The 22,171-nt window shown below is 70.1% G+C and carries 19 protein-coding genes and 1 pseudogene; 6 read left to right on the forward strand and 14 right to left on the reverse strand.

The annotated features are described in order from the left end of the window. The first annotated feature begins 20 nt into the window (after positions 1–20). Positions 21–1,052, forward strand: coding sequence for an FAD-dependent oxidoreductase (locus ACFWNN_RS42165; RefSeq protein WP_382445598.1), 1,032 nt, complete (start codon positions 21–23; stop codon positions 1,050–1,052). Here ACFWNN_RS42165 and ACFWNN_RS42170 read toward each other — a convergent pair. Both ACFWNN_RS42170 and ACFWNN_RS42175 read right to left on the reverse strand, forming a co-directional pair. Further along, positions 1,045–2,814 carry a TIM barrel protein gene (locus ACFWNN_RS42170; RefSeq protein WP_382445599.1) on the reverse strand — a complete coding sequence of 590 codons (1,770 nt, stop codon included), beginning with the start codon at positions 2,812–2,814 and terminating at the stop codon, positions 1,045–1,047. The genes ACFWNN_RS42165 and ACFWNN_RS42170 overlap by 8 nt on opposite strands. Further along, positions 2,804–3,652 carry a shikimate dehydrogenase gene (locus tag ACFWNN_RS42175; protein ID WP_382445600.1) on the reverse strand — a complete coding sequence of 283 codons (849 nt, stop codon included), beginning with the start codon at positions 3,650–3,652 and terminating at the stop codon, positions 2,804–2,806. The genes ACFWNN_RS42170 and ACFWNN_RS42175 overlap by 11 nt, the downstream gene beginning before the upstream one ends. Positions 3,653–3,763: 111 nt before the next feature. Here ACFWNN_RS42175 and ACFWNN_RS42180 point away from each other — a divergent pair, with 111 nt between their 5' ends. Together ACFWNN_RS42180 and ACFWNN_RS42185 are read left to right on the forward strand one after the other, a co-directional pair. Further along, positions 3,764–4,405 carry a TetR/AcrR family transcriptional regulator gene (locus ACFWNN_RS42180; protein WP_382445601.1) on the forward strand — a complete coding sequence of 214 codons (642 nt, stop codon included), beginning with the start codon at positions 3,764–3,766 and terminating at the stop codon, positions 4,403–4,405. Positions 4,406–4,480: 75 nt separating this feature from the next. Further along, entirely contained in the window at positions 4,481–5,785 is a 1,305-nt protein-coding gene (locus ACFWNN_RS42185) for an MFS transporter (RefSeq protein ID WP_382445602.1), read from the forward strand. Between the two features lie 6 nt (positions 5,786–5,791). Here ACFWNN_RS42185 and ACFWNN_RS42190 read toward each other — a convergent pair whose 3' ends face one another. The 4 genes from ACFWNN_RS42190 to ACFWNN_RS42205 form a co-directional block, all read right to left on the reverse strand. Then, the gene (locus tag ACFWNN_RS42190; protein WP_382445603.1) at positions 5,792–6,220 is read right to left on the reverse strand and encodes a hypothetical protein; all 429 of its coding nucleotides are present in this window, start codon (positions 6,218–6,220) and stop codon (positions 5,792–5,794) included. 97 nt (positions 6,221–6,317) lie between these two features. Then, the gene (locus tag ACFWNN_RS42195; protein WP_382445604.1) at positions 6,318–9,464 is read right to left on the reverse strand and encodes a tetratricopeptide repeat protein; all 3,147 of its coding nucleotides are present in this window, start codon (positions 9,462–9,464) and stop codon (positions 6,318–6,320) included. A 39-nt stretch (positions 9,465–9,503) separates the two neighbouring features. Then, positions 9,504–10,022, reverse strand: a complete 519-nt coding sequence (locus ACFWNN_RS42200; RefSeq protein WP_382445605.1) for an RICIN domain-containing protein — start codon at positions 10,020–10,022, stop codon at positions 9,504–9,506. A gap of 75 nt (positions 10,023–10,097) precedes the next feature. Beyond that, positions 10,098–10,634 (reverse strand): SRPBCC domain-containing protein, encoded by a 537-nt coding sequence (locus ACFWNN_RS42205; RefSeq protein WP_382445606.1) that lies wholly within the window; start codon positions 10,632–10,634, stop codon positions 10,098–10,100. A 139-nt stretch (positions 10,635–10,773) separates the two neighbouring features. Between ACFWNN_RS42205 and ACFWNN_RS42210 the strand changes: the two are divergent. Further along, a pseudogene (locus ACFWNN_RS42210) lies at positions 10,774–11,130 on the forward strand (ATPase); the annotation flags it as partial. A 30-nt stretch (positions 11,131–11,160) separates the two neighbouring features. Here ACFWNN_RS42210 and ACFWNN_RS42215 read toward each other — a convergent pair. The 7 genes from ACFWNN_RS42215 to ACFWNN_RS42245 form a co-directional block, all read right to left on the reverse strand. Next, a complete protein-coding gene (locus ACFWNN_RS42215; RefSeq protein ID WP_382445607.1) occupies positions 11,161–11,778 on the reverse strand; it encodes a DedA family protein in 618 nt (205 codons plus the stop codon). Positions 11,779–11,962: 184 nt separating this feature from the next. Next, on the reverse strand, positions 11,963–13,036 hold the full coding sequence (locus ACFWNN_RS42220) for a S1 family peptidase (protein ID WP_382445608.1): 1,074 nt from the start codon (positions 13,034–13,036) through the stop codon (positions 11,963–11,965). A gap of 8 nt (positions 13,037–13,044) precedes the next feature. Next, positions 13,045–15,762 carry an AbfB domain-containing protein gene (locus ACFWNN_RS42225; RefSeq protein ID WP_382445609.1) on the reverse strand — a complete coding sequence of 906 codons (2,718 nt, stop codon included), beginning with the start codon at positions 15,760–15,762 and terminating at the stop codon, positions 13,045–13,047. A 7-nt stretch (positions 15,763–15,769) separates the two neighbouring features. Continuing rightward, a complete protein-coding gene (locus tag ACFWNN_RS42230) occupies positions 15,770–16,744 on the reverse strand; it encodes an ABC transporter permease (protein WP_382445610.1) in 975 nt (324 codons plus the stop codon). After that, a complete protein-coding gene (locus ACFWNN_RS42235; RefSeq protein WP_382445611.1) occupies positions 16,741–17,694 on the reverse strand; it encodes an ABC transporter permease in 954 nt (317 codons plus the stop codon). The genes ACFWNN_RS42230 and ACFWNN_RS42235 overlap by 4 nt, the downstream gene beginning before the upstream one ends. Then, positions 17,675–19,165, reverse strand: coding sequence for a sugar ABC transporter ATP-binding protein (locus ACFWNN_RS42240; RefSeq protein WP_382445612.1), 1,491 nt, complete (start codon positions 19,163–19,165; stop codon positions 17,675–17,677). The genes ACFWNN_RS42235 and ACFWNN_RS42240 overlap by 20 nt, the downstream gene beginning before the upstream one ends. After that, a complete protein-coding gene (locus ACFWNN_RS42245; RefSeq protein ID WP_382445613.1) occupies positions 19,155–20,195 on the reverse strand; it encodes an ABC transporter substrate-binding protein in 1,041 nt (346 codons plus the stop codon). The genes ACFWNN_RS42240 and ACFWNN_RS42245 overlap by 11 nt, the downstream gene beginning before the upstream one ends. Positions 20,196–20,320: 125 nt before the next feature. Between ACFWNN_RS42245 and ACFWNN_RS42250 the strand changes: the two genes are divergently transcribed. Beyond that, a complete protein-coding gene (locus ACFWNN_RS42250; RefSeq protein ID WP_382445614.1) occupies positions 20,321–21,313 on the forward strand; it encodes a LacI family DNA-binding transcriptional regulator in 993 nt (330 codons plus the stop codon). Further along, positions 21,310–21,852 (forward strand): hypothetical protein, encoded by a 543-nt coding sequence (locus ACFWNN_RS42255; RefSeq protein WP_382445615.1) that lies wholly within the window; start codon positions 21,310–21,312, stop codon positions 21,850–21,852. Before ACFWNN_RS42250 ends, ACFWNN_RS42255 begins: the two co-directional genes overlap by 4 nt. Here ACFWNN_RS42255 and ACFWNN_RS42260 read toward each other — a convergent pair. Then, positions 21,840–22,100, reverse strand: a complete 261-nt coding sequence (locus ACFWNN_RS42260; protein WP_382445616.1) for a macro domain-containing protein — start codon at positions 22,098–22,100, stop codon at positions 21,840–21,842. The two genes, ACFWNN_RS42255 and ACFWNN_RS42260, sit on opposite strands and share 13 nt — an antisense overlap. Positions 22,101–22,171: the final 71 nt, after the last annotated feature.

A 22,171-nucleotide genomic window follows, 5' to 3' on the forward strand; every position in this document is an offset into this window, starting at 1 on the left:
TCGGATCTAGCGTCGGGGGCATGGACACCGTGGACGTGCTCGTCGTCGGCGCCGGGCTGGCCGGGCTCACCACCGCGCGACTGCTGGCTGAGTCAGGGCTCGACGTGGCCGTGTGCGAACGCAGGACGAGCCTGGAGACGGGCATCCGCACGACCGGGATCTTCGTCCGGCGCACCCTCGACGACTACGACCTGCAACACCTCGGCCCGGCGGTCCGGCGCGTGCTGCTCTACCCGCCCTCGGGCGAAAATCCGGTGGAGTTGACCAGCGACCGCGACGAGTTCCGCGTCGGCGACATGGAGAACATCTACACCGCGGCCGTCCGGGCTGCCGAACGCGCGGGCGCCCAGGTCACGCTGAACTCCAGCTATCCCGGCAAGTCCGCGAAGGCGCGGTTCACGATCGGCGCGGACGGCGCCCGGTCCACGGTCGCGAAGAGCCTCGGCCTCGACGTCAACCGGCGCATGATCACCGGCATCGAGGAGGTCTACCCGGTGCGGACCGGCTCGACGCCGACGTTCCACTGCGTCGTGGACCCGCGCCTCGCGCCCGGCTACATCGCCTGGGTCATCGACGACGGCGAGCACGCGCACGTCGGTCTGGCGGGCCGCGCCGACCGGTTCACCGCACCGCTTCCCCAACTGCTGCACCGCTTCCGCGACAGCTTCCCCACTCCGGAACCGACCGGCCCGGTGAGGCGGCGCGGCGGGCCGATCCCGGTCGGCGGGCTGCTGCGCCGGATCGTGTCGCCCCAAGGCCTGCTGGTCGGCGACGCGGCGGGCGCGGTCTCCCCGCTCACCGCCGGCGGGCTCGACCCGTGCATGCGGATGTCCGAGCTCGCCGCCGAGGTCACGTCCGACTACCTGCGCAGCGGCAACAAGTACGTGCTGGAGCACTACGACGGCGCGGCGATGCGCCGCCGCTACCTGCTGCGTTCCCAGCTCCGGCGCGGCCTCTCCCTCGTCCGCAGCCCGAACGTCGCCGAACTCGTGTTCTCGTTGCTGCGCACCGCACCGGGAAAGGCCGCCGCGAAGAGGATCCTGTTCACCTAGCGAACTGCCTCGCCTCGTGGTGCGCCGCCATCCGGACGGGAGCGTTGACGACGCCGAAGCCCCGGTAGTCACCGATGCGCTCCACCACCTCGAAGAACACCCTGGCGCCCACCAGCTCGGTGTAGAAGTGCAGGTACTCACCGCGGTCATCGCGGTCGTAGAGGACGGACTGCTCGCGCAACTCGCTGACGCGATCGGCCGACAACGCCGTGCGTGCCGCCAGGTCGTCGTAGTAGTTGCCGGGGACGTCCAGCAGCCGCGCGCCCAGCTGCCGCAACGCTCGGGCGCACGCCGTGGCGTCCGTGCACGAGAACGCGATGTGCTGGGGTTCTCGCACGGCCGGGGCCCAGCCGCCTCGGCGCACCAGTGCGGCGTCCAGGGTCAGCCGCACTCCGCCGCCACTCACGCCCCGGCCGCGCACCAGGCCGAACGGGGCCGCGAACTCCGCGACGGCGCCCGGTTCGAGGCCCAGCACCGAGCGGTAGAAGAGCGTGGCCTCGTCGAAGTTGTCGAACGGCTGGGTCAGCGCGACGTGGTCGATGCCGGTGATCCCGACCCCGGCGGCGGACTCCCCGGTGGGCACGAAGTCGGTGAGCCACTCGTCGTCGGCGCACAGGAAGATCTGCGTTCCGTCCGGGGCCGCGATGGCGGTGAGCGCGGCTTCGCCTGGGCCCGCAGTGCGCGAGAGCGGTGGTGCGAGCAGGACTTTCGCGCGGTGCTCGGCGGCGGCCGGGTCGGGCACGGAGAGGCCGAGCGCCCCGATCGCACCTGCTTCGCCGTCCGCGTTGACCAGCACACGCGCCTCGCCCTGGGTCCAGAGCTCGACCCGCTTCGAGCGGTGCACGCCCGCTCGGGTGAAGCCCAGCGCGGCCAGGTTCGACTCGCCCACGACCTCGGCGAACGCGTAGCCGTGCGGTACGGGAGCGGCGGGAACGTCCAACAGTCCCAACGAGTCCTTCAGGCTCACGAGCGACCGCATGGCGTCGATCGCGGCGCGGTGCGGGTCGGACTGGCGGAACACGTCGTTGAACACTTCCAGCGAGAGCGGTCCCCGGTAGCCGGCGTCGAGGACGTGGCGGGTGAACGCGGTCAGGTCGAAGTCGCCCTGCCCCGGGAAGAGGCGGTGGTGGCGGCTCCACTGCAGGACGTCCATCGGCAACGTCGGCGCGTCGGCGAGCTGGAGGAAGAAGATCTTCTCGCCGGGGATCGCGCGGATCGCGCGAGGATCGTCCTCTTTGGACAGGATGTGGAAGCTGTCCAGGCAGACTCCCAAAGCGGGGTGGGCGGCGCGGCGCACGATCCGCCACGCGTGCTCGTAGCCGTTGACGTACCTGCCCCAGGCGAGGGCTTCGTAGGCGATGCGCAGGCCGTGTTCGTGAGCGCGCGTCGCCAGCAGGTGCAGTTGCTCCGCGGCGAGATCGTCGTCGTCGATCGCGTCGGGCGACACCGACGAGCACACCAGGACCGTGTCCACACCCAGTTCGGCCATGACGCCGAACTTCTGCTCGGCGCGGCGCAAGTTCAAAGCGAGCACGTCCGGCGGGACGGCCTCGAAGTCGCGGAACGGCTGGTACAGGTCGATGGTCAGCCCGAGGTCGGCGCAGCGCCGCCGGATCTCGGCAGGGCCGCGGCGGGAGGCGAGCAGGTCGTTCTCGAACAGCTCGACGCCGTCGAAGCCCGCCTCGGCGGCCGCGACCAGCTTGTCGTCGAGGGTGCCGGACAGGCACACGGTGGCGATGGCGGTGCGCGGGTCAGGACGCATGGGCCGGTTCCCCTTCCAGTTCCTCGAAGTGCGCGAGCATCCGGCCCGCGTCCGGGTCGACGCCGGTGAACAGCCGCAACGACTCCGCGGCCTGGAGCACGACCATCCCGCCGCCGTGCAGCACCCGGCAGCCGCGCGCGCGAGCCGCGGCCAGCAGCGCCGTCTCCAGGGGCCGGTAGACGATGTCGGCGACCCAAAGTCCTTCGCGCAGCAGCGATTCGTCGATCGGCAGGCCGGGATGCGCCGCCATGCCCGTGGGAGTCGCGTGCACCAGCCCGTCGGCCGTCCGGACCGCGTCGGGGGCGCACACGACGGCCCGGTCGTCGCCGAACCTGCGCCGCAACGCCGTCACCAGCGATGAGGCGCGGTCAGGATCGACGTCGTGGACGCCCAGGCGACCGGTGCCGAGTGACAGCAGCGCGTGCCCCACGGCGGCGCCCGCTCCCCCGGCTCCGAGGAGGACGACGTTCGTCATCCGCACGTCCGGCAGGCCCCTGCGGAGGCTCCTCGCGAAGCCCGTGGCGTCGGTGTTGTGGCCGATCGCCTTGCCGTTCTCGAAGACCACGGTGTTGACGGCGCCCAGCGCGGCGGCCTCGGGGGCGATGTCGTCCAGGTGCGGCAGGACCACCTGCTTCGCGGGGTGGGTGATGTTGAGGCCGGTGAACCCCTCGGCCCAGGCCTGCGCCAGCACGGCGCCGACCGGCTGTTCGAGGACGTCCAGGTCGAGCAGCCGGTAGGTGTAGCGCAGCCCGAGCTCGGCCGCCTCGCGCTCGTGCAACGCCGGGCTCAGCGACGGACCGATGCCGGTGCCGACGAGCCCGATCAGGTACCTGGCCACCGGACCTCCCGCTTAATGTACGAACTAGTGAGTTCACTGTAGCGCTCCGAGTCGCCGCCAGGAAGTGCTGGACTAGAGTTGGCTGGTCATCCGCAGATCGAAGGGGGCCAGGTGGCCGCACCATCGCCCGATGCCGAGCGCCAGCGGGACAAGGACCGCACCCGCGCCGACATCCTGGAGGTGGCCACCCGGGAGTTCGCCGACAAGGGCTACACGGGCGCGCGCGTCGACGAGATCGCCGAACGCACGAGCACGACCAAGCGGATGATCTACTACTACTTCGGCGGCAAGGAACAGCTCTACATCGCCGTGCTGGAGCGGGCCTACCTGGAGATCAGGGCGCTCGAGGCCGAACTCGACGTCGAGCACCTCTCCCCCGAGGACGGCATCCGCCGGCTCGCGGAGCTGACCTTCGACCACCACGAGGCGCACCCCGACTTCATCCGGCTCGTCAGCATCGAGAACATCCACCGGGCCGAGCACATCGCCCGCTCGGAGGTCCTGGCCGGACTGGCGAACCCCGCCCTCGACGGCCTGACCCAGCTCCTCGAACGCGGCCGCGCGGCGGGCCGGTTCCGCGACGACGTCGACCCCCTCGACGTGCACATGGTGATCAGCTCGTTCTGCGTCTTCCGGCTGGCGAACCGGCACACGTTCGCCGCGATCTTCGGTCGCGACATGCTCGACCCCGATCGCCGCGACCACCACCGGCGCATGCTCGGTGACATGCTGATCGACTACTTGACCAGCTGAAATCTGACCCTTGACACGCGGGGGTGCCATGTCCGAACTTGTATTAACTAACTAGGCCGTACATAGGAGTACGCCGTGACCACATCGATGGCCCGCAAGACTGCGCTGGCAGCCTGGATCGGCAGCGCCCTCGAGTACTACGACTTCTTCATCTACGGCACCGCCGCGGCCTTGGTCTTCAACAAGGTCTTCTTCCCGGCCGCCGATCCGGCGACGGGGACGCTGCTCGCCCTCGGCACGTTCGGCGTCGGTTACCTCGCGAGGCCGCTCGGCGCGTTCGTCCTCGGTCACGTCGGCGATCGCTTCGGCCGCAAGAAGGTGCTCATCTTCACGCTGCTGCTGATGGGCGTGGCGACCTTCGCCGTCGGCTGCCTGCCGACCTACGACACGGCGGGCGTGCTGGCACCGATCTTGCTCGTCTTCCTGCGCCTGCTGCAGGGACTGTCCGCCTCGGGTGAGCAGGCGGGCGCGAACTCGATGTCGCTGGAGCACGCGCCGGAACACCGCCGGGCGTACTTCACCAGCTTCACCCTCAGCGGCACGCAGGCGGGCCAGATCCTCGCCACCGCGATCTTCCTACCTGTGGCGGCACTTCCGCAGGAGGACCTGCTCACGTGGGGCTGGCGCGTTCCGTTCTGGTGCAGCGCGCTCGTCGTGGTCGCCGGTCTCGTCATCCGCCGCAAGATCGACGAGACCGCGGCCTTCCAGCGCACCAAGAAGGCCAAACTCCCGGCGGCGACACTGTTCCGCACGCACTGGCAGGACGTCCTGCGCGTCGTGCTCGCCGCGACCATCGCCTCGGTCAGCACGATCTTCACCGTCTACGCCCTGAGCTACGCGGTGAACACGATCGGCCTCGCCCGCACCCCGATGCTGTGGGTGGGCGTCCTCGCCAACGTGGTCGCGCTGGCCTCGATCCCGTTGCTGGCAGGGCTGTCCGACCGGATCGGCCGCAAGCCGGTCTTCCTCGCCGGCTGCGGCGCGTGCGCGATCCTGATCTTCCCCTACCTGTGGTCGATCTCCATCGGCGCGTACGGACTGGTGTTCGCGCTCGGCATCCTGCTGTTCGGCGTGGCCTACTCCGCGATCAACGGCATCTGGCCCTCGCTGTACGGCGAGATGTTCAGCACCGAGGTCCGGCTCTCCGGCATGGCGATCGGCACCCAGATCGGGTTCGCCATCGCGGGCTTCGCCCCGAGTGTCGTGGCGGCCATCGGGTCCGGCCGGGAGGACTGGATCGGGGTCGCGATCTTCACCGCCGCGGTGTGCGCGCTCAGCGCCGCCGCGATCGCGACGGGACGGGAGACGTTCCGGCGCCCGACAGCGGAACTCGGGCGCCTCTCACCGGAGCCGGCCGAGGTCGTGGGCAGCCGATCCTGAGTCGGCTCAGGCCTGCAGCCGGGAAGGTGTGCGCCTTCCCGGCTGCAGGCTCGCGTACCCGAACGCGAGTGCGGCCACCGCGAAGAGCACGATCGGTGGCGACGGCAGCAAGGCGGCCGCCACCGCGAGCAGCACCAAGGACGTGGCGAACCCGAGCCCGGCGAGCGCCCGCGGCACCGGCCCCGCCTTCGCCACGACCAGGCAGGCCAGGCCGCCGAAGACCAGGGCGGCCGACATCACGAAGTTGATCCCCAGGTCGACCTCGTACAGCGTGCGCTGAACCCCGCCCAGCGCGAACGTGACCGCCTTCGACGCCGCGGCCGCGCGTTCCCCGGCCGGGTCCGGATCGCGCAACGCCATGACCCCCATGATCGCCAGGTGCCCGACCCCGGTCGCGATCCACGCCCACGAGCCGATCCGGAATGTACGTGACATCGTCCCTACCCCCTCGACGAACGGAACATACGCGACCGTATGTTCGGCCGGAGGGGCGGACGTGTCAACGACGGCCTGATGGGAAACCGCTTTCCCCTCAGGCGACCACGCCACCGAGTCGTTGGCGCACAACGGCGGCCTCGGGCATCCGGAGCGCCTCGTAGATCGGCAGGGCGGCGGTCAGCAGGCGACGCGCTTCGGCGGCCTCGCCGGTGCGTTCGTGCACGGCGGCCAGCTCGTCCAGCGATCGGGCCTCCTGTGCCGGGTCCTGGATCTCCCGCGCGTGTGCCAGTGCCGTTTCGTGGCACGCCAACGCTTCCTCGAACCGGCCTGAGGCGCAGGAGGCGCGGCCACGACCGTTGAGCGCCATGCACTGCAACAGGCGGTCACCCAGGTTCACGGCGAGCTGCTCCGCTTCCCGGCAGAGTTCGGCGGCCTCCTCGTGGTGGCCCAGGTGCTCGTGGGTGGCGCCCAGGTTGATGAGCACCTCCGCTTCGCCCACCGGGTCGCCGATCTCGCGGAACACGGTGAGCGCGTGGTCGTGGTGCTCCAACGCCTCCGCGTGGCGGCCCCACCGCGAGCACACGCGGCCCAGTTCGGTGCGCGCGATCGACGCGGCCGCGCGGTCGCCGACGTCGTCCAGGATCACCAGGGCGCGCTGGTGGTGGTCGTGCGCTTCGTCGAGCATTCCCCGGCTGTGCAGGGCGCAGCCGAGGTCGTTCAGGATCCTCCCCTGCCCCACGCGCTGGCCGAGCTCCTCGTAGATCGACGCGGCCTGGCGGTAGCAGTCCACCGCGTCGTCGTGCCTGCCGAGGCTGTGCTGCACCTGTCCGATGCTGGCCAGGCCGACGGCCTCCTGGCCGCGGTCGCCCGTTCGCCGGCTCAGCGCCAGCGCCAGGCCGTAGGTCGCGAGCGCCTCGTGGTAGTGGCGGGCCCGGCCCTCGTTGTGGCCCAGGGCGTGCAGGGTCCTGGCCTCCCCCGCCGGATCGCCGAGGCGCCGGAACAACTCCAGCGCCTGCCAGAAGTGCTCGTTGGCCTCGTGGTACTCGCCGGCGCGGGCGTGGGAGCGGCCGAGCTGCAGCAGGGCGCTCGCCCGGCCGGCCGCGTCGCCGATCTCGTCCGCGGCCGTGAGGGCGTGCTGGTGCACCGCGAACGCGTCGGCGTTGTGGTAGCCGACGTCGAGGTGCTGGCCGATCGCGCGGGCGATCCTGACGGCGTAGCCCGCGAACTCGCCGGAGGCGGTGCCGATGATCGCGACGAGCGCAGGTCGTTCGGTGTCCAGCCAGGCCTTCGCGATGACGGCCGTCAGGGGTGATCGGTCCCGCGCCGGTTCGCCGCGCCACCGCTTCGCGGACGGGTACAGAACGGCCGTCGCGTCCAGCGCCGAGGTCAGGTGGTGCTCGTAGAGGTTCTTCAACGCCTGCCTGCGTTCCACGCCGGTGAGGTGCTGCTCGGCGCGTTCCCTCGCGAACGCGCGCAGGAGGTCGTGCATCGTCCAGCGGCCGGCCCCCGAGCTCTCCACCAGGTGGGCGGTCTGCAGGACGTCGAGCAACGCCCGGGCCTCCGGTTCGTCCACACCGGACAGTGCGGCGACGGCGGCGATGCCGGTGTCGCGGGCGGGATGCAGTCCCAGCAACCAGAACAACCGGTTCGCGGCCTGCGGCAGATGCCGTTCCGACCAGGAGAACACCGCGCGCACGGCGGTGTCGGCGTCGGTGCCGGCCGCCAGCAGGTCGAGCCTGCGGTGCTCGTCGGCGAGCTCTTCGAGGCCGACCCGCCCGCGCCGGGTGACCAGTTCGGCGGCGACCCGCAGGGCGAGGGGCAGCCGGGCGCACCGGGCGGCGAGCTCGTCGAGTTCCGCGGTGGTGGCCGTCTGCTCGCCGATGAGCAGCCGCAGCAGTGCGGTCGCGGCCACGGGATCGAGCACGTCCAGCTCGACCCGGCCGGCGCCGTCCCGTGCCACCAGACCGGCCAGGTCGTCGCGACTGGTGACGACGACGGCGCACCCCGGCTCCGGGGGCAGCAGCGGCCGGACCTGGGCGGCGTCGCGCGCGTTGTCCAGCACGACCAGCAAGCGCTTTCCGGCTGTGAGGCTGCGGAAGAGCGCGACTTGGGCCTCGACGGCGCCGGGGATCCGGTCCGCGGTGACCCCGAACGCGGTGAGGAAGCCGTGCAGCGCCTCACCCGGAGGCAGCACCCCGCCGGGGTCGAACCCGCGCAGGTTCACGTAGAGCTGCCCGTCGGGGAACCGGGCGGCGTTGCGCCGGGCCCAGCGCAACGCCAAGGCGGACTTGCCCACGCCCGCGGTTCCGCACACCGCCACGACGGCGATCGTGTCCCGTCTTAAGTGCACGGCGGCGTCGAGCGCGGCCAATGCACCGTCACGGCCGACGAATCCCGGCGCCACCGGGGGCAGTTGGACCGGACGAAGGCTCACGGTCAACGCCGGTGCGGCGGGAAGCAACCGGGGGTCCTGCGCGAGGATCGCGTCCTGGACGCCGGTCAACGCGGGTGACGGTTCCACCCCGGCGTGCTCGACCAGTTGCGCCCGCGCGCGCCGGAACGCCTCCAGGGCCTCCGCCTGGCGACCGGCGCGGTACAGGGCCGTCATCAGCTGGCCCCACAACCGCTCGTGGCCGGGATGGGCGGCCGTGAGCTCGGTCAGTTCGGCGACCAGCCCGTCACCGGCCCCGGCGGCCAGGTCGGTGTCCAGGCGGTCCTGCACGACGTCGAGGCGCACCCCGGCCAGCCGGGTCCGTTCCGCCTCCAACGCGGCGACGCCGTCGAACTCGTCGTAGGGCCGTCCGCGCCACAGCCCGAGCGCATCGGCCAGAAACCCCTGTGCGGCACCGATCTCGCCCTTCGCCAGCGCGGCACGGCCCGCGCGGGCGAGCCGCTGGAACCGGACGGCGTCCACGACCTCCGGTTCCAGCAGCACGTACCCCGGCGGCCGGGTGCGGATCAGCGCGGCGAGCGGCCCCACTCCCCCGCGCAGCCTGGACACGTACGTCCGGACGGTGCGCTCCGCGTCCGGCGGCGCCACCGGCCCCCACAGCTCCGCCACGAACGTCGCCACGCTCACCGGCCGGCTCGCGTACGCCGCGAGCAACGCCAGCACCGCCCGCAGCCGCGGCCCGCCGGGATCCAGCGCCCGCCCGTCCGCCACGACCTCGAGTGTTCCGAGCACGCGGATGCCGGTCGCCGGCATCCGCTGCCCCGTCTCGTCCTCAACCCCGTGTTCCACCGAGAAGTGAGAGCGCGCTCCCGGCTCGGGGATACGTCGTCAGACCGGGAACACCCCGAAGGTCTGCGCGGCGGTGCCGTTGCAGGCCCAGATCTGCATGGCGAGCCCCTCGTCGGGCCGCCCGCCCGGCACGTCGAGGCAGTGCGTGCTCGTGCCGGCGACCCGCGAGCGGAGGGTCACCCAGTCAGGCAGGTCGCGCCCGGCCTGGAACCGCTGGTTGCTGATGTTGGCGCAGGGCCACTGGACCACCGGGGTCCCGTTGGTGTTGCTGCCGAGGGCGTTCATGCACTTCAACGTGACCGCGTTGCGGATCTGGAAGACGTGGTTCCCGCGGTCGATGAAGTCCCACCGCTCGAAGGGACTCCCGACGCAGGACGTCTGGACGATGGGCACGCCGTCCTCGGACGACTGGCCCTGCGGTGCCAGGCACTTGCCGCTGACCGCGCTCCGGACGGTGACGTCGAAGTGGTCGTCGGCGGAGGCGGGCGTGGCGGTGCCGAGCAGTGCCGCGATGGTGGCGGTCGAGGCGAGCGCCGTGGTGGCGATCCGTTTCCTCATGGGTACCTCCCCTTGGGTCGCCGCTCACGATGGCCCGCCCCGTCGACAATCCGTCGACTGTCCGTCGACAGGGGCTCAGGCGGACTCGGCGACCCGCTTCAGGGCGGCGTTCTCGGCCTGCATGCCGTCCTTCATCGCCTTGCCTATGAAGAGGTCCGCTCCCCCGGAGAGCACGCCGTCGACCAGCAGCTCGTTGGTCACCAGCACGGTCCCGTCCGGCTGGGTCGTGAGCGTCCGGCACCGCTGGCCGTACACGAACCACGCGTTCCAACCGGCGTCCTTCCAGCAGAACCGCTGTCCGGGAACGCCGTTGAGCACGGTGTGCTTCGCGGCCATCCGCACCGAGCCGAGCAGCACGTCCACCCGCACCTCGTCGCCCGGCGCGGTCCCGCCCGCGGCCTTCACCACCCACGGGTTCCAGCGCGCGTACCCCGCGAAGTCCGTGATGAGCCCGTAGACGCGCTCCTGGGGCGCCGAGATGACGGTCTCGGCGCGGTAGACCACCGAGTGCTCACCCGGCTCCCTGGGATCGAGCGGCGCGCCGCCGCCGCTCGCGAGTACCGCCAACACCAGACCGGCTGCCAGCACGACGACCACCTTCCACCAGGACACAGACGTGAAGAAAATACGCGTTTATGTCCCGGCGGACATCGGCCGATCGGCGGTCAGGGACGGCTCCAGGACCGTTGCCCGTTCGATGGGACTCAGGAAACCCTTGTCCCGCAACGGTTCTCGACTCGATCGTGGGATCATGGAAACCACCAGCGCCCTGCAGCTGCGGATCGTCTCCCTCGGGTTCGGGCACGGACCCGCTCCGGCCGCCGACCTCGTCGTAGACCTCCGCGAGCGGTTCCGCGACCCGCACGTCTCACCGCGGCTGCGCGACCTGACCGGCCACCACCCGAAGGTCGTCGCGAAGGTCCTCCGCACCCGAGGCGTCCGCGACTACCTCGACCGCATCTTCACCGCCGTCACCGCACTGGTCGCGCTCGACCTGGGCACGGTCGTCCTCGCCGCGGGGTGCGCGGGCGGCCGCCACCGCAGCGTCGTCTTCGCCGAACAGCTCTTCCTCCGCGCGTCCGCGATCGGCTGGACCGCGGAGGTCCTGCACCGCGACGTCGGCAAGCAGGTGCTCACCTCACGACGTCAGGGCGGCCTTGCGGCGGCGCAGCACGACGATCACGGTGACCAGCGCGGCAACACCCAGCAGGACCCACATCGCGCCGTTGAAGACCGACTCGATGTACTTCGCCGAGGCGCCGGCGGTCGCGCCGATGCCGATGTGCAGCGCTGACCAGCACACCGCACCCGCGATCGAGGCGGGCAGGAACCGCCGGTACTCCAGCTTCGACGCACCCGCGGACGCCGGCACCAGGGTGCGCACGACGGGCATGAACCGCGCGACGAACACCGCCCACGCGCCACGCCGCCGCAGCAGGTCGCCCGCCTTGTCCCAGTGCTGCTGCCCCACCTTGCGAACGATCTTGCTGTCGCGCAGCCGGTCGCCGTAGCGGCGGCCGAGGTAGTAGCCGATGCTGTCGCCGGCGACCGCGCACACCGTGACCACGAGCCACATGATCAGGAACCGCGGCAGGGTCGTGACCGTCGTCGAGGCCAGCAGCAGGGCGCTCTCCCCCGGCGCCAGGAAGCCGACACCGAGCGTGCACTCCGCGAGTGTCAACGCGCCGGTCACCGCCAGCACGGCGGGTTGTGGCAGACCGGCGAGCCCTTCGAGGGCATCGGTCAGGAAGGACATGAACTCCCCCAAGGAACGTCAGAACGTCCGGGACAGTTCACAAGGGCGGGATCTACGCGCACATCGGCCCGTGGTCTGACAGAGCAGTAGACCTACGGCGTAAGGGAGACCACCCACAAGTGGATGATCTCCCCGTCAGGTGGAACCGCCGGGACGCGGAGGCGCCCGCGTCCCGGCGGAGTTCTCAGGCGGTCAGCAGCGTCAGCCCGTACGTGCGCAGGATCTCGTTGACGGGCTGGAACCAGGTGCGGCCGCCACTGGAGCAGTTGCCGTACCCGCCGGACGTCACGCCCTGGGCCTGGTCGCCGGTGATGAACGAGCCACCGGAGTCACCGCCCTCGGCGCACACGCTCGTGCCGACCATCTCGTAGACCGCGCCCTGCTGGTAGTTCACGGTCTCGTTGCGGCCCTGGATCACGCCGCAGTGCCAGTGCGTGGTCGAGCCCGAACGGCACACGGACGTGCCGGGCGGGGCCTCCCACGAACCGCGGACCAGGGCGTCGCTGGTCTGGCCCCAGCCGAGCACGACCGGCACGTTCCACCAGCCGCCGCCGGTGCGGACCCAGCCGTAGTCGTTGCCGGGGAACGACGAGCCGACGAACTCGCCCTGCCAGGAGCGGTCCCAGCCGTAGACGTTCCAGGCGCCGACGTTGCAGTGGCCCGCGGTGACGTAGCCGCCGTGCACGGAGAAGCCGATCGAGCAGCGGACGTTGCCGGTGTAGAACGGGTCGCCGCCGACGGTGCCGGCCGCGTACGTCTGCGGCTTCTGCACACCTGCGGTGTTGACGACGACGTCCTGGGGCAGCGACGAGACATCGGTTCCCGGCACCGCGTCGACCACGACGGCGCCGCGCTGGACGTCGACCCGCCACCCGGCGACGCCCTCCGGCACGGCCCCGGCCTTCGACAGTCTGTCGATGCCCGTCTTCACGGTGTTCAGGGACGCCAGGGACTTCGTCCGCAGCACCGGCTGGGCACCGGTGGCGCGCACGGCGTCCACCCGCGCGGGATCGGTGACGGCGACCTGAAGCTTGCCCTCGGCGTACCAGCTGCCGCCGAAAGCGTGGGCAGCGGCCTGTTCGGCGGCCGGTGCGATCTTCAGCGCCACCTTCTCGGCGCGGATGCGGGTCAGCGCCTCCGACTGGGTGATGCCGAAGTCGCGGCTCATGGCGTCGACGACGTCAGCCGACGCCGTCACGGCAGGGATGGTGAGCGTGCCCAACACGATCGCGGACACAGAAGCTATGCGTAGCAACATGTTGTCTCCTAGGGCGCCCAGGGTGAGCTCACGGCCCAGCTCACGTCCTGGTTGTACGAGGCAGGGTTGTCGTACGTGTGCGCGCCGCCGTTCGAGGCGACCCAGACCTCCTCCGAGTAGTGCCGGATGTTGGTGCCGAGCTCGTTGATCGACTCCAGCCGCACGCCACCGCTGCCCTGCTGCGCGCAGAACGTCGCGTCGCGGCGGAACAGGTCGGTGTTGTCGTTGGAGCCGAGGCGGACGCGGAAGTCCGCGTGCCGCAGGAACTGGCCGGGGATGTTGCGGGACTCGAACGAGTAGCAGGTGGAATCGGCGAGTCCGCGCCGGATCACGAACGTCGCGTCCGCCTTGGTCAGCGAGTCCGAAGCGTTCGTCACGACGTCCGTGCGCGCCAGCGACTCCCGGTGCCGCAGGAAGCGGTCCGTGAAGCCGGGCGTGGTCACGCGGAACGAGCGGGCCTGGTCCAGCGGCAGGTCCGCGCCGCTGCGCCACAGGCCGGTGCCGACCGCCCACGTGGTGTCCGCGGCGAACGAGTTCGCGGTGTCCCAAGGGTTCGAGCCGCCGGAGCGCGCCAGGTAGACGTTCTCGTTGTAGTGCCTCACGAACGATCCGCGCACGTTGAACGACTCCAGCGCGGTGCCACCGGAACCTTCCCGGGCGCAGAACGTGGCGTCGCCCGCGATCGAGCCGTTGTTCACGTCGATGCGGATGCGCCCGTTGCTGTGCCTGAGGAACTGGCCGGGGAAGTTCCGCGACTCGAACGAGAAGCAGGTCGCGTCGGCCAGTCCGGGACGCAGGTTGAACGTCGCGTCCAGCTTGCCCAGATCGGTGGTGATCACGTCCGTGCGCGCCAGTGAGGCCTGGTGGCGCAGGTACCGGTCGGTGTAGCCGGAGGTGGTGACGCGCAACGACACCACGTCGTCCGGGGTCACCGCCGTGCCACGCGCGACCGCGAGCACTCCGAGGTTCACCGCGCGCACCCGCGCCTCGGTCATCTTCAGCACGCGCCGGTCGTAGGTGTAGAAGCCGTTGACCTCGTTCTCCACGTCGTACGGCTCGGTGTAGACCATCGCGGACAGCCCACGGGTGTGGATCAGCCGCTGGACCTGTTTGATGACCTCCTCGTAGCGCTTGGTCAGCGACGCCTCATCGGGATACAAGGCGCCGTAAGCGAATCCGGCACCCGGCTGGTACTCGTGGCCGACGACGCGGCGGCCCAGACCGCCGAACTCGCCGAGCATCGCGACCCGGTTGGCGTCGGGAAGCCTGGTGTTGGCCGAGATCTGGTAGTGGTGGTCGTCGATCACGTCGCCGTTGCCCGGATCGGGATCGGAGACGCAGCAGTTGGAACCCGAGTTGTGGTTGATCAGGCGGGTGTTGTCGATCGAGCGGATCAGGTTCACGATCCGGCCCGCGTCGTACTCGCCCCAGCCCTCGTTGAACGGCACCCACTGCACGATCGACGTGATGCCCTTGAGCTGGTCGATCACCCGGCGCAGCTCGGACTCGTAGTTGGCGTGCGAGTTCGGCGCCTCGTCGATCGAGTCGACGGACGGCATGTCCTGCCAGACCATCAGGCCGAGCCGGTCCGCGTGGTAGAACCAGCGCGCCGGTTCGACCTTGATGTGCTTGCGGACCATGTTGAACCCCAGCGCCTTCTGGCGTTCGAGGTCGAACCGCAGCGCCTCGTCGGTCGGCGCCGTGTAGATGCCGTCCGGCCAGTAGCCCTGGTCCAGCGTGCCGCTCTGGAACACGAACTTCCCGTTCAGCAACGGCCTCATGACGCCGCCGACCATCGCCTTGCCGAGCGACCGCATGCCGAAGTAGCCGGTGACCGCGTCCCCGCCGCCCAGCGTGACGCGCAGGTCGTAGAGGAACGGGTCGTCGGGCGACCACAGCCGGGCGTTCGGCACCGGGACCCTGAGCGAGGTGCCGGTCGTGCCGGTCTGCCGGCCGACGACCTGGCCGCCGCTCAGCACCTCGGCGGTGACGGCCTGCCCCGCGGTGCCCTGCACGACGAGGTCGAGCGCGCTCGCGGGGACGTTCGGGGTCGTGTCGAGGCGGGTGATGTTCGCCGCCCGCACGGGTTCGAGCCACACCGTCTGCCAGATGCCGGACGCGGCCGTGTAGAAGATCCCGCTCGGGTTCCTGCGCTGCTTGCCGATCGGGTAGCGGCTGCCGTCGATAGTCGAGGTGACGCCGACGATGATCTCGTTGGCGCCGCCGTTGAGCGCAGAGGTGATGTCGAACGAGAACGCGTCGAACCCGCCGGTGTGCGTGCCGACCTGCCTGCCGTTGACCCAGACGCGGGTCTCCCAGGTCACGGCGCCGAAGTTCAGCTTGACCTGACGGCCGTTCCACCCGGCCGGGACCGTGAAGGTGCGGCGGTAGAACATGTTGTCCTCGTGCCGTTTGATCCCCGACAGCGCGGACTCGATCGGGTACGGCACGAGGACGCCCTCGGCCAGTGGCCTGCCGATGGGCGGGCTGGTGAGGTTGGGCGCTCCCGCGAACTCCCAGACGCCGTTGAGGTTCTGCCACTCCGGCCGTTGCAGCTGCGGCCTCGGGTACTCGGGCAGGGCGTTCGTGGGCGACACCTGGGAGGTCCACGGCGTGGCCAGCGGAGGGGTCTTGGGGACCCACTCCGCCGCCTGCGCCGCTGTCGGTGTCAGAAAGGTTGCTGTGATGAGGATTCCGACCAATACGCCCAGGACGCGTCTGGTCATGGCTCTCCTATCTTCGCAGTATTCGTTGCAGGACAACGACGATGAGCAGGAACACCCCGCTCACCACTGACTGGTAGTTGCTGTCGAGCGTGCCGATCTGGTTGATGACGTTCTGGATGACCTTGATCAGGCCCACGCCGATCACGGTGCCGAGGATCGTGCCCATGCCACCGGTCAGCAGGGTTCCGCCGATGACGACGACCGCGATGGCGTCCAGTTCGAGGCCGACGCCGATGACCGTGACGCCCGACTGGAGATAAGCGGCGGTCAGGGCGCCGGCGAGACCCGCCAGCGTGCCGCTCATCGTGTAGACGAGGATCTTGGTCTTGGCGACCGGGACGCCCAGGAGGACCGCCGACTGCTCGGCACCACCCGTGGCGAACACGTTCTGGCCGAAGTTGGTGCGGTTGAGGATCATGCCGCCGAGCAGCGCGAGCACCGCCGCGACGAAGATCGGGTAGCCGAAACCCGCCACGGTGCCGCGACCGAGTTCGACGAACGCGCTGTCGCCGTCGATCTTGTAGGTGTTGGCGCCCTCGTCGGTGATCGCGAGCAGCAGGCCGCGGGCGAACAGCAGCGACGCCAGCGTGACGATGAACGGCGCCATGTTCGTCTTGGCGATCAGCAGGCCGTTGATCAGGCCGATCACCCCGCAGACCACCAGCGGCAGTGCCAGTGCCGCGAAGAACCCGTACTGCGAGCCCCACGCGGCGAGCACGCCGCCGAGCGCGTAGAGCGAGCCGACGGACAGGTCGATGCCGCCCGTGATGATCACGAACGTCATGCCGATCGCGATGATCGCCAGGAACGAGCCCTGCAGCGCGAGGTCGCGGAGGTTGTCGAGGCTGCCGAAGCGCGGGAACACCAGCCACGACACCGCGACCATGAGCACGAGCGCGACGGCGGCGCCCTGGCGTTGCAGGACCTTCGTCCGCGCCGCCTTGGTCGGTGTCGGCACCGACTTGGTGAGTGTCGTCGTCATCGGCGCTCCCGAGCCACGTAGACGGCGGCGACGATGATCGCGGCCTGGATCATCTGCGCGATCGAGTCGGGCAGGTTGTGCTTGATCAGGGTGGCCCGGACGAGCTGCATCAGGATCACGCCGAACACCGTGCCGAGGACGCGGACCTTGCCGCCGGTCAGCGGGGTTCCGCCGACGACCACCGCGGTGATCGCGGACAGTTCCATCAGCATGCCCATGTCGGCCGGGTCGCTCGCGGCGAGCCGGGACGTGGCGAGCACACCGGCGACGGCGGCGAGCACGCCGCAGATCGCGTAGACGCCGACCAGCACCCGGTTGACCGGCAGGCCCGCGAGCGTGGCGGCCTTGCGGTTGCCGCCGATCGCGACGAGCTGACGGCCGAACGTGGTGCGGTTGGTCAGGCCCGCGACGAGCAGCGCCAGCACGATCGCGATCAGCACGCTGACCGGGATGCCCAGCACGTCGTCGGTGCCCAGTGCGAGGAACGCCGGGTCCCGCAGCTGCACGAGCTGGCCGTTCGCGATCACCAGCGCCAGGCCGCGGCCGCCGACCAGCAACGCCAGCGTGGCGACGATCGGCTGGATGCCGACCTTGGCGACCAGGAACCCGTTGAACGCTCCGCAGAGCACGCCGACGACGAGCGCCATGGTGATCGCCATCAGCGGGCCCGCGCCCAGGTAGAGCGGGATGATCGCTGCGGCGAGCGCCATCACCGCTCCGACGCTCAGGTCGACGCCCTCGGTGCCGATCACCAGCGCCATGCCGAGCGCGACGATCAGCACGGGCGCGGCCTGCACGAGCTGGGTGGTGAAGTTGCCGACCGTCAGGAAGTTGGCCGTGAACACGGCGTTGAACAGCAGCAGGGCGGCGACGGCGACGTAGACACCGTTGTCCTGCAACCACTGCGTGCGCGTGGCTTTGGTGGTCGCCTTAGTGGCTGTCTGCGTCATCCTTCACCTCCGCCGCGATCGCGTTGAGCACGTGCTCACGGGTGAGCTGGTCTCCTTCGAGTTCACCGGCGACCGCGCCGTCGCGCAGGACGACGATCCGGTCCGACCCGTCGAGCAGTTCGTCCAGTTCGGAGCTGATCAGCAGCACCGCCAGGCCTTCCCGCGCGAGTTCGTCGATCAACGCCTGCACCTCGGCCTTCGCGCCGACGTCGATGCCGCGCGTCGGTTCGTCGAGGAGCAGGATCTTCGGTTCGGTGCACAGCCACCGGGCGAGCAGCACCTTCTGCTGGTTGCCGCCGGACAGCTCGGCGACCTTCTGCTCGGGGCTGGACACCTTGATGCGCAGCCGTTTGACGAAGGTGTCGACGATCCTGTCCTGTTTGGACCGGCTGACGACGCCGAACCTGCTCAGCCGCGGCAGGGCCGCGAGCACGATGTTCTCGCGCACCGACAGGTTCGGGATGATCCCCTCGGTCTTGCGGTCCTCGGCGAGCATGCTGATGCCGGCCCTGGTGGACGCCTTGACGTTGTGCGCCACGGGCCTGCCCGCGACCAGCACCGTGCCGCCGTTGAGCGGGAGCGCGCCGATGATCGCTTTCGCGGTCTCGGTGCGTCCCGAGCCGAGCAGGCCGGCGAGGCCCACGACCTCGCCGGGCCGGACCGACACGCTCACGTCGTTGATGCGCGGCGTGCTGGTGAGGTTCCGCGCTTCGAGCACCGGCTGGGTGTCTGCGTGGTGGTCCTCGCCGAACGCCGTGGTGCCGTCGCGTTCGATCTCCTTCACCGACCTGCCGAGCATCAACGAGACGAGCTCGATGCGCGGAAGTTCCTTGAGGGAGCCGCTGTGCACGTTCACACCGTCCCTGAGCACCGTCACGGTGTCGCAGATCCGGTACAGCTCGTCCATGCGGTGGCTGACGTAGATGATCGCGATGCCCTCGTCGTGGAGCTTCTGCACCACGCCGAGGAGCGTCTCGACCTCGCGCGGTTCCAGCGACGACGTGGGCTCGTCCATGATCACGACGTCCGCCTCGGCGTCGACGGCCCGCGCGAGCGCGACCATCTGCTGCTCGCCGACCGCGAGCGTCCCGAGTGGACTGCTCACGTCGGCCGTGATCCCGTAGCCCCGCAGCAGCTTCGCGGCGTCGGCGTCCCTCTTGGCGCGGTCGATCAACCCGAACCGGTTGCGCGGCTCGCGGCCGAGGAAGAGGTTGGCCGAGACGCTCATCAACGGAACGAGGTTCACCTCCTGGTAGATCGTGGAGATGTGCCCGTTGCGGGTGATGGAGCCGGCATCCGGGGTGTGGATGCCGGTCAGCACCTTGATGAGCGTCGACTTGCCGGCGCCGTTCTCCCCGACCAGCGCGTGGATCTCGCCGCGCTGGAGCGTGAAGCTGACGTCGTCGAGGGCGCGGACGCCGGCGAACGTCTTGGTGACGCCCGCGACCTCGATCACCGGATCAGTAGGCATTGCCGAGCTTCTGCGCGGCGTTCGTGGTGTCGTACTCGTCGTCGGAGATCACGATGGTGTTCGGGATCTCGTCACCCTTGCCGAACTTCTCCAGCGTGTCGAACGCGAGCGGGCCGAAGCGCGGGTTGGACTCGACGACCGCGGTGTAGCTGCCGTCCGCGATGAGCTGCACGGCGTTGCGGGTGCCGTCGATGGAGACGACCTTGACGTCCTTGCCCGGCTGCTTGCCCGCGGCCTTGAGCGCGGTGACGGCGCCGACGCCCATCTCGTCGTTCTCGGCGTAGACGGCGGTGATGTCGGGGTTGCTCTGGATGAGCTGCTCCATCACGGCCTGGCCCTTGGACCGGTCGAACTCACCGGTCTGCTCGGCCACGACGGTCAGGCCCGGCGTGCCCGCGATGCCGTCCTTGAAGCCCTTGGTGCGGTCGACCGTGACGTTGTTGCCCGAGGCGCCGAGCAGGATCGCGACCTTGCCGGTGCCGCCGGTCGCCTTGATCATCTGCTGCGCTGCGCGTTCGCCCTGCTTGACGAAGTCTGAACCGATGAAGGTCAGGTAGTCGGTGCAGGGCTGCGAGGTGACCTTGCGGTCGATCGTCACGACCGGCACCTGCTTGGCCTTGGCCGCGTCGAACGCGGGCTGCAGGCCGTCCGAGTTGAGCGGCGCGACGATGAGCAGCTTCACGCCGCGGTCGAGCAGCGACTTGATGTCGCTGATCTGCTTGTTCAGGTCGCTCTGGGCGTTGGTGACCAGCAGGTCGGCGCCCCGCTTGGCGGCCTCGTCCTTGATCGACTGGGTCTCCGCGATGCGGAACGGGTTCGCTTCCTTCTCCGACTGCGAGAAGCCGACCGAGGCGCCCTTGAGCTCGACCTGCGGGTATCCGGTCTTGCTGCGCGCACAGCCCGGACCTGCGCTTTGGTTCTGCGCGGCGGACGCGGCGGGCCCTTCGCTACTGGCTGTGTTCGGGGTTTCTCTGGCTGTGCACCCCGTCACGAGCAAGGCGGCGACGGCGATGAGCAACATGCGAGACATCGTTGGCTCCTACACGGCGGGACTTGGCGTGGACGCGCTCTCAGGCGTTAGATTTGCATCGTTGTTCCAACGATGTAAAGACCCGGAACCCTCCCGGTTTTTTTCGCGGCACTTTTCAGGAGGCTGTGTTGGCCACGCTCAAGGACGTCGCCCGGCTGGCGGGAGTCTCGGTCAAGACCGTGTCGAACGTGGTCAACGGCTACTCGTTCGTCAAACCGGACAACCGCCGCCGCGTCGAGGAGGCGCTCGAGGCCACCGGCTACCGCCCGAACCTCGGCGCCCGCAACCTGCGCCGCGGCCGCACCGGCTTCATCGCCCTGGTCCTGCCCGAGCTCTCCATTCCGTACTTCGCCGAACTGGCGGGCCTGGTGATCGCCGCCGCCCAGGAGCACGAGTGGAACGTGCTCATCGAGCAGACCTTCGGCACCCTGGCCGGCGAACGCTCCGCGCTGGCCTCGCTGGGCCCGCACCTGGTGGACGCGGCGATCCTGTCGCCCGAGGCGTTGCAGGTCGACGACTTCCAGCTCTCGGTGCCCGCGGTGCTCCTGGGTGAGCACGCGGTGGACGTGCCGATCTCGCGCGTGGGCATCGACAACGTGGCCGCCGCGCAGGCCGCCGTCCGGCACCTGATCTCGCTGGGTCACCAGCGGATCGCCGCGATCGGCGCGCACCCGCACCGAGGTACGGCCGCGTTGCGTCTGGAGGGGTACCGCGCTGCTCTGGCCGAGGCGTCGTTGCCGTTTCGGGACGAGCTCGTCGTGCCGGCGTTGAACTACCACCGTGCCGACGGCGCCGCGGCGATGAAGTCGTTGCTGGACCTGCGGATGCCGCCGGACGCGGTGTTCTGCTTCAACGACCTGCTGGCGATCGGCGCGATGCGGGCCGCCGCCGAACGGTTCGTGCGGGTGCCTTCGCAACTGGCCGTGGTCGGGTTCGACAACAACGAGGAGAGCGTTTACAGCTCGCCGTCGCTGACGTCCGTCGCGCCGGACAAGTCCGCGATCGCGCGGGCGGCCGTGGACCTGCTGCACCGGCGGGTGGAGTCGCGGGACTCGGTGCTGGAGGACGTGGAGACGCCGTTCTCCCTGCAGGTGCGGGAAAGCACCGTGGCGCGATGACGGTGACGTTCGGCCCGGACAGGATCGTGTTCTCGTCCTACCGGTTCCCGTGGGCTTCCGTTGCGCCGCATGGGGTTCTGCGTGCTTCGGACGTGCGTGACGTGTCCTGTTCGTTCTCGCCGTTCGAGATCCGGACCGTTGCCGGGGAGACGTTGTTCCTGACCGGGGACCCGGCCGGGCTGAAGGCGTTCTGCGCGCGGCACGACGTGCCTTCGGTGGTGCGGTTCGACGTGTGGGGGAACCTGTTGGAGCCGTTCCTCGACACGTCGTTCTCGGCTTCGGACGTTGCCGCCACGGATGCGCGGCTGGCTGGGGTCGGGTTGCCCGAGGCGGATGTTCGGTCGATCCGGGAGCGGGTCGGGCCGTTGATGCGGGCCTACAACTTCGACAGCATGTTGTGGGAGTGGGCACATCTCGGGTTGTACGACCTGTTGGACGCGTTGAGCGGGACCCTGGTGCCGGCCTCGTTGCCTGCGACGTTGGGGGACCCCGGCGAGGTGTACCGGTGGGCGATGAAGATCGCGGACTACGGGCGGTAGGCGTTCAGGGTCTTCTCGTCGAACAGCACGAACCTGATCAGCTCGATGTCCGCGTCCCGCACGGCTGCGTTGGCGATGCGGGCGGCGTCCTCGATCGGCCAGCGGTAGATGCCGGTGGAGATCGCGGGGAACGCGATGGACCGCGCGCCGAGTTCCTGCGCGACCTTCAGGGCGTTGTGGTGGCAGTCGGCGAGGAGTGGGGAGCGGTCCTCGGTCGCGGACCAGACCGGGCCGACGGTGTGGATCACGACACCAGCGAGAGGCCCCGCCCACCCTGGGGGCAGACCGCCCACCTCCACTCAACATAGCGCCGTTGCGG

Origin of the sequence: Lentzea sp. NPDC058450 (assembly GCF_042721395.1) — a bacterium.
In the GTDB taxonomy this organism is placed as follows: domain Bacteria; phylum Actinomycetota; class Actinomycetes; order Mycobacteriales; family Pseudonocardiaceae; genus Lentzea.

What these genes read in the sequence shown, in the direction of transcription:
- ACFWNN_RS42165 (WP_382445598.1), top strand. Translation starts at nt 21, where the DNA reads ATGGACACCGTGGACGTGCTCGTCGTCGGCGCCGGGCTGGCCGGGCTC.
- ACFWNN_RS42170 (WP_382445599.1), bottom strand. Translation starts at nt 2,814, where the DNA reads ATGCGTCCTGACCCGCGCACCGCCATCGCCACCGTGTGCCTGTCCGGC.
- ACFWNN_RS42190 (WP_382445603.1), bottom strand. Translation starts at nt 6,220, where the DNA reads ATGTCACGTACATTCCGGATCGGCTCGTGGGCGTGGATCGCGACCGGG.
- ACFWNN_RS42200 (WP_382445605.1), bottom strand. Translation starts at nt 10,022, where the DNA reads ATGAGGAAACGGATCGCCACCACGGCGCTCGCCTCGACCGCCACCATC.
- ACFWNN_RS42215 (WP_382445607.1), bottom strand. Translation starts at nt 11,778, where the DNA reads ATGTCCTTCCTGACCGATGCCCTCGAAGGGCTCGCCGGTCTGCCACAA.
- ACFWNN_RS42220 (WP_382445608.1), bottom strand. Translation starts at nt 13,036, where the DNA reads ATGTTGCTACGCATAGCTTCTGTGTCCGCGATCGTGTTGGGCACGCTC.
- ACFWNN_RS42225 (WP_382445609.1), bottom strand. Translation starts at nt 15,762, where the DNA reads ATGACCAGACGCGTCCTGGGCGTATTGGTCGGAATCCTCATCACAGCA.
- ACFWNN_RS42230 (WP_382445610.1), bottom strand. Translation starts at nt 16,744, where the DNA reads ATGACGACGACACTCACCAAGTCGGTGCCGACACCGACCAAGGCGGCG.
- ACFWNN_RS42235 (WP_382445611.1), bottom strand. Translation starts at nt 17,694, where the DNA reads ATGACGCAGACAGCCACTAAGGCGACCACCAAAGCCACGCGCACGCAG.
- ACFWNN_RS42240 (WP_382445612.1), bottom strand. Translation starts at nt 19,165, where the DNA reads ATGCCTACTGATCCGGTGATCGAGGTCGCGGGCGTCACCAAGACGTTC.
- ACFWNN_RS42245 (WP_382445613.1), bottom strand. Translation starts at nt 20,195, where the DNA reads ATGTCTCGCATGTTGCTCATCGCCGTCGCCGCCTTGCTCGTGACGGGG.
- ACFWNN_RS42255 (WP_382445615.1), top strand. Translation starts at nt 21,310, where the DNA reads ATGACGGTGACGTTCGGCCCGGACAGGATCGTGTTCTCGTCCTACCGG.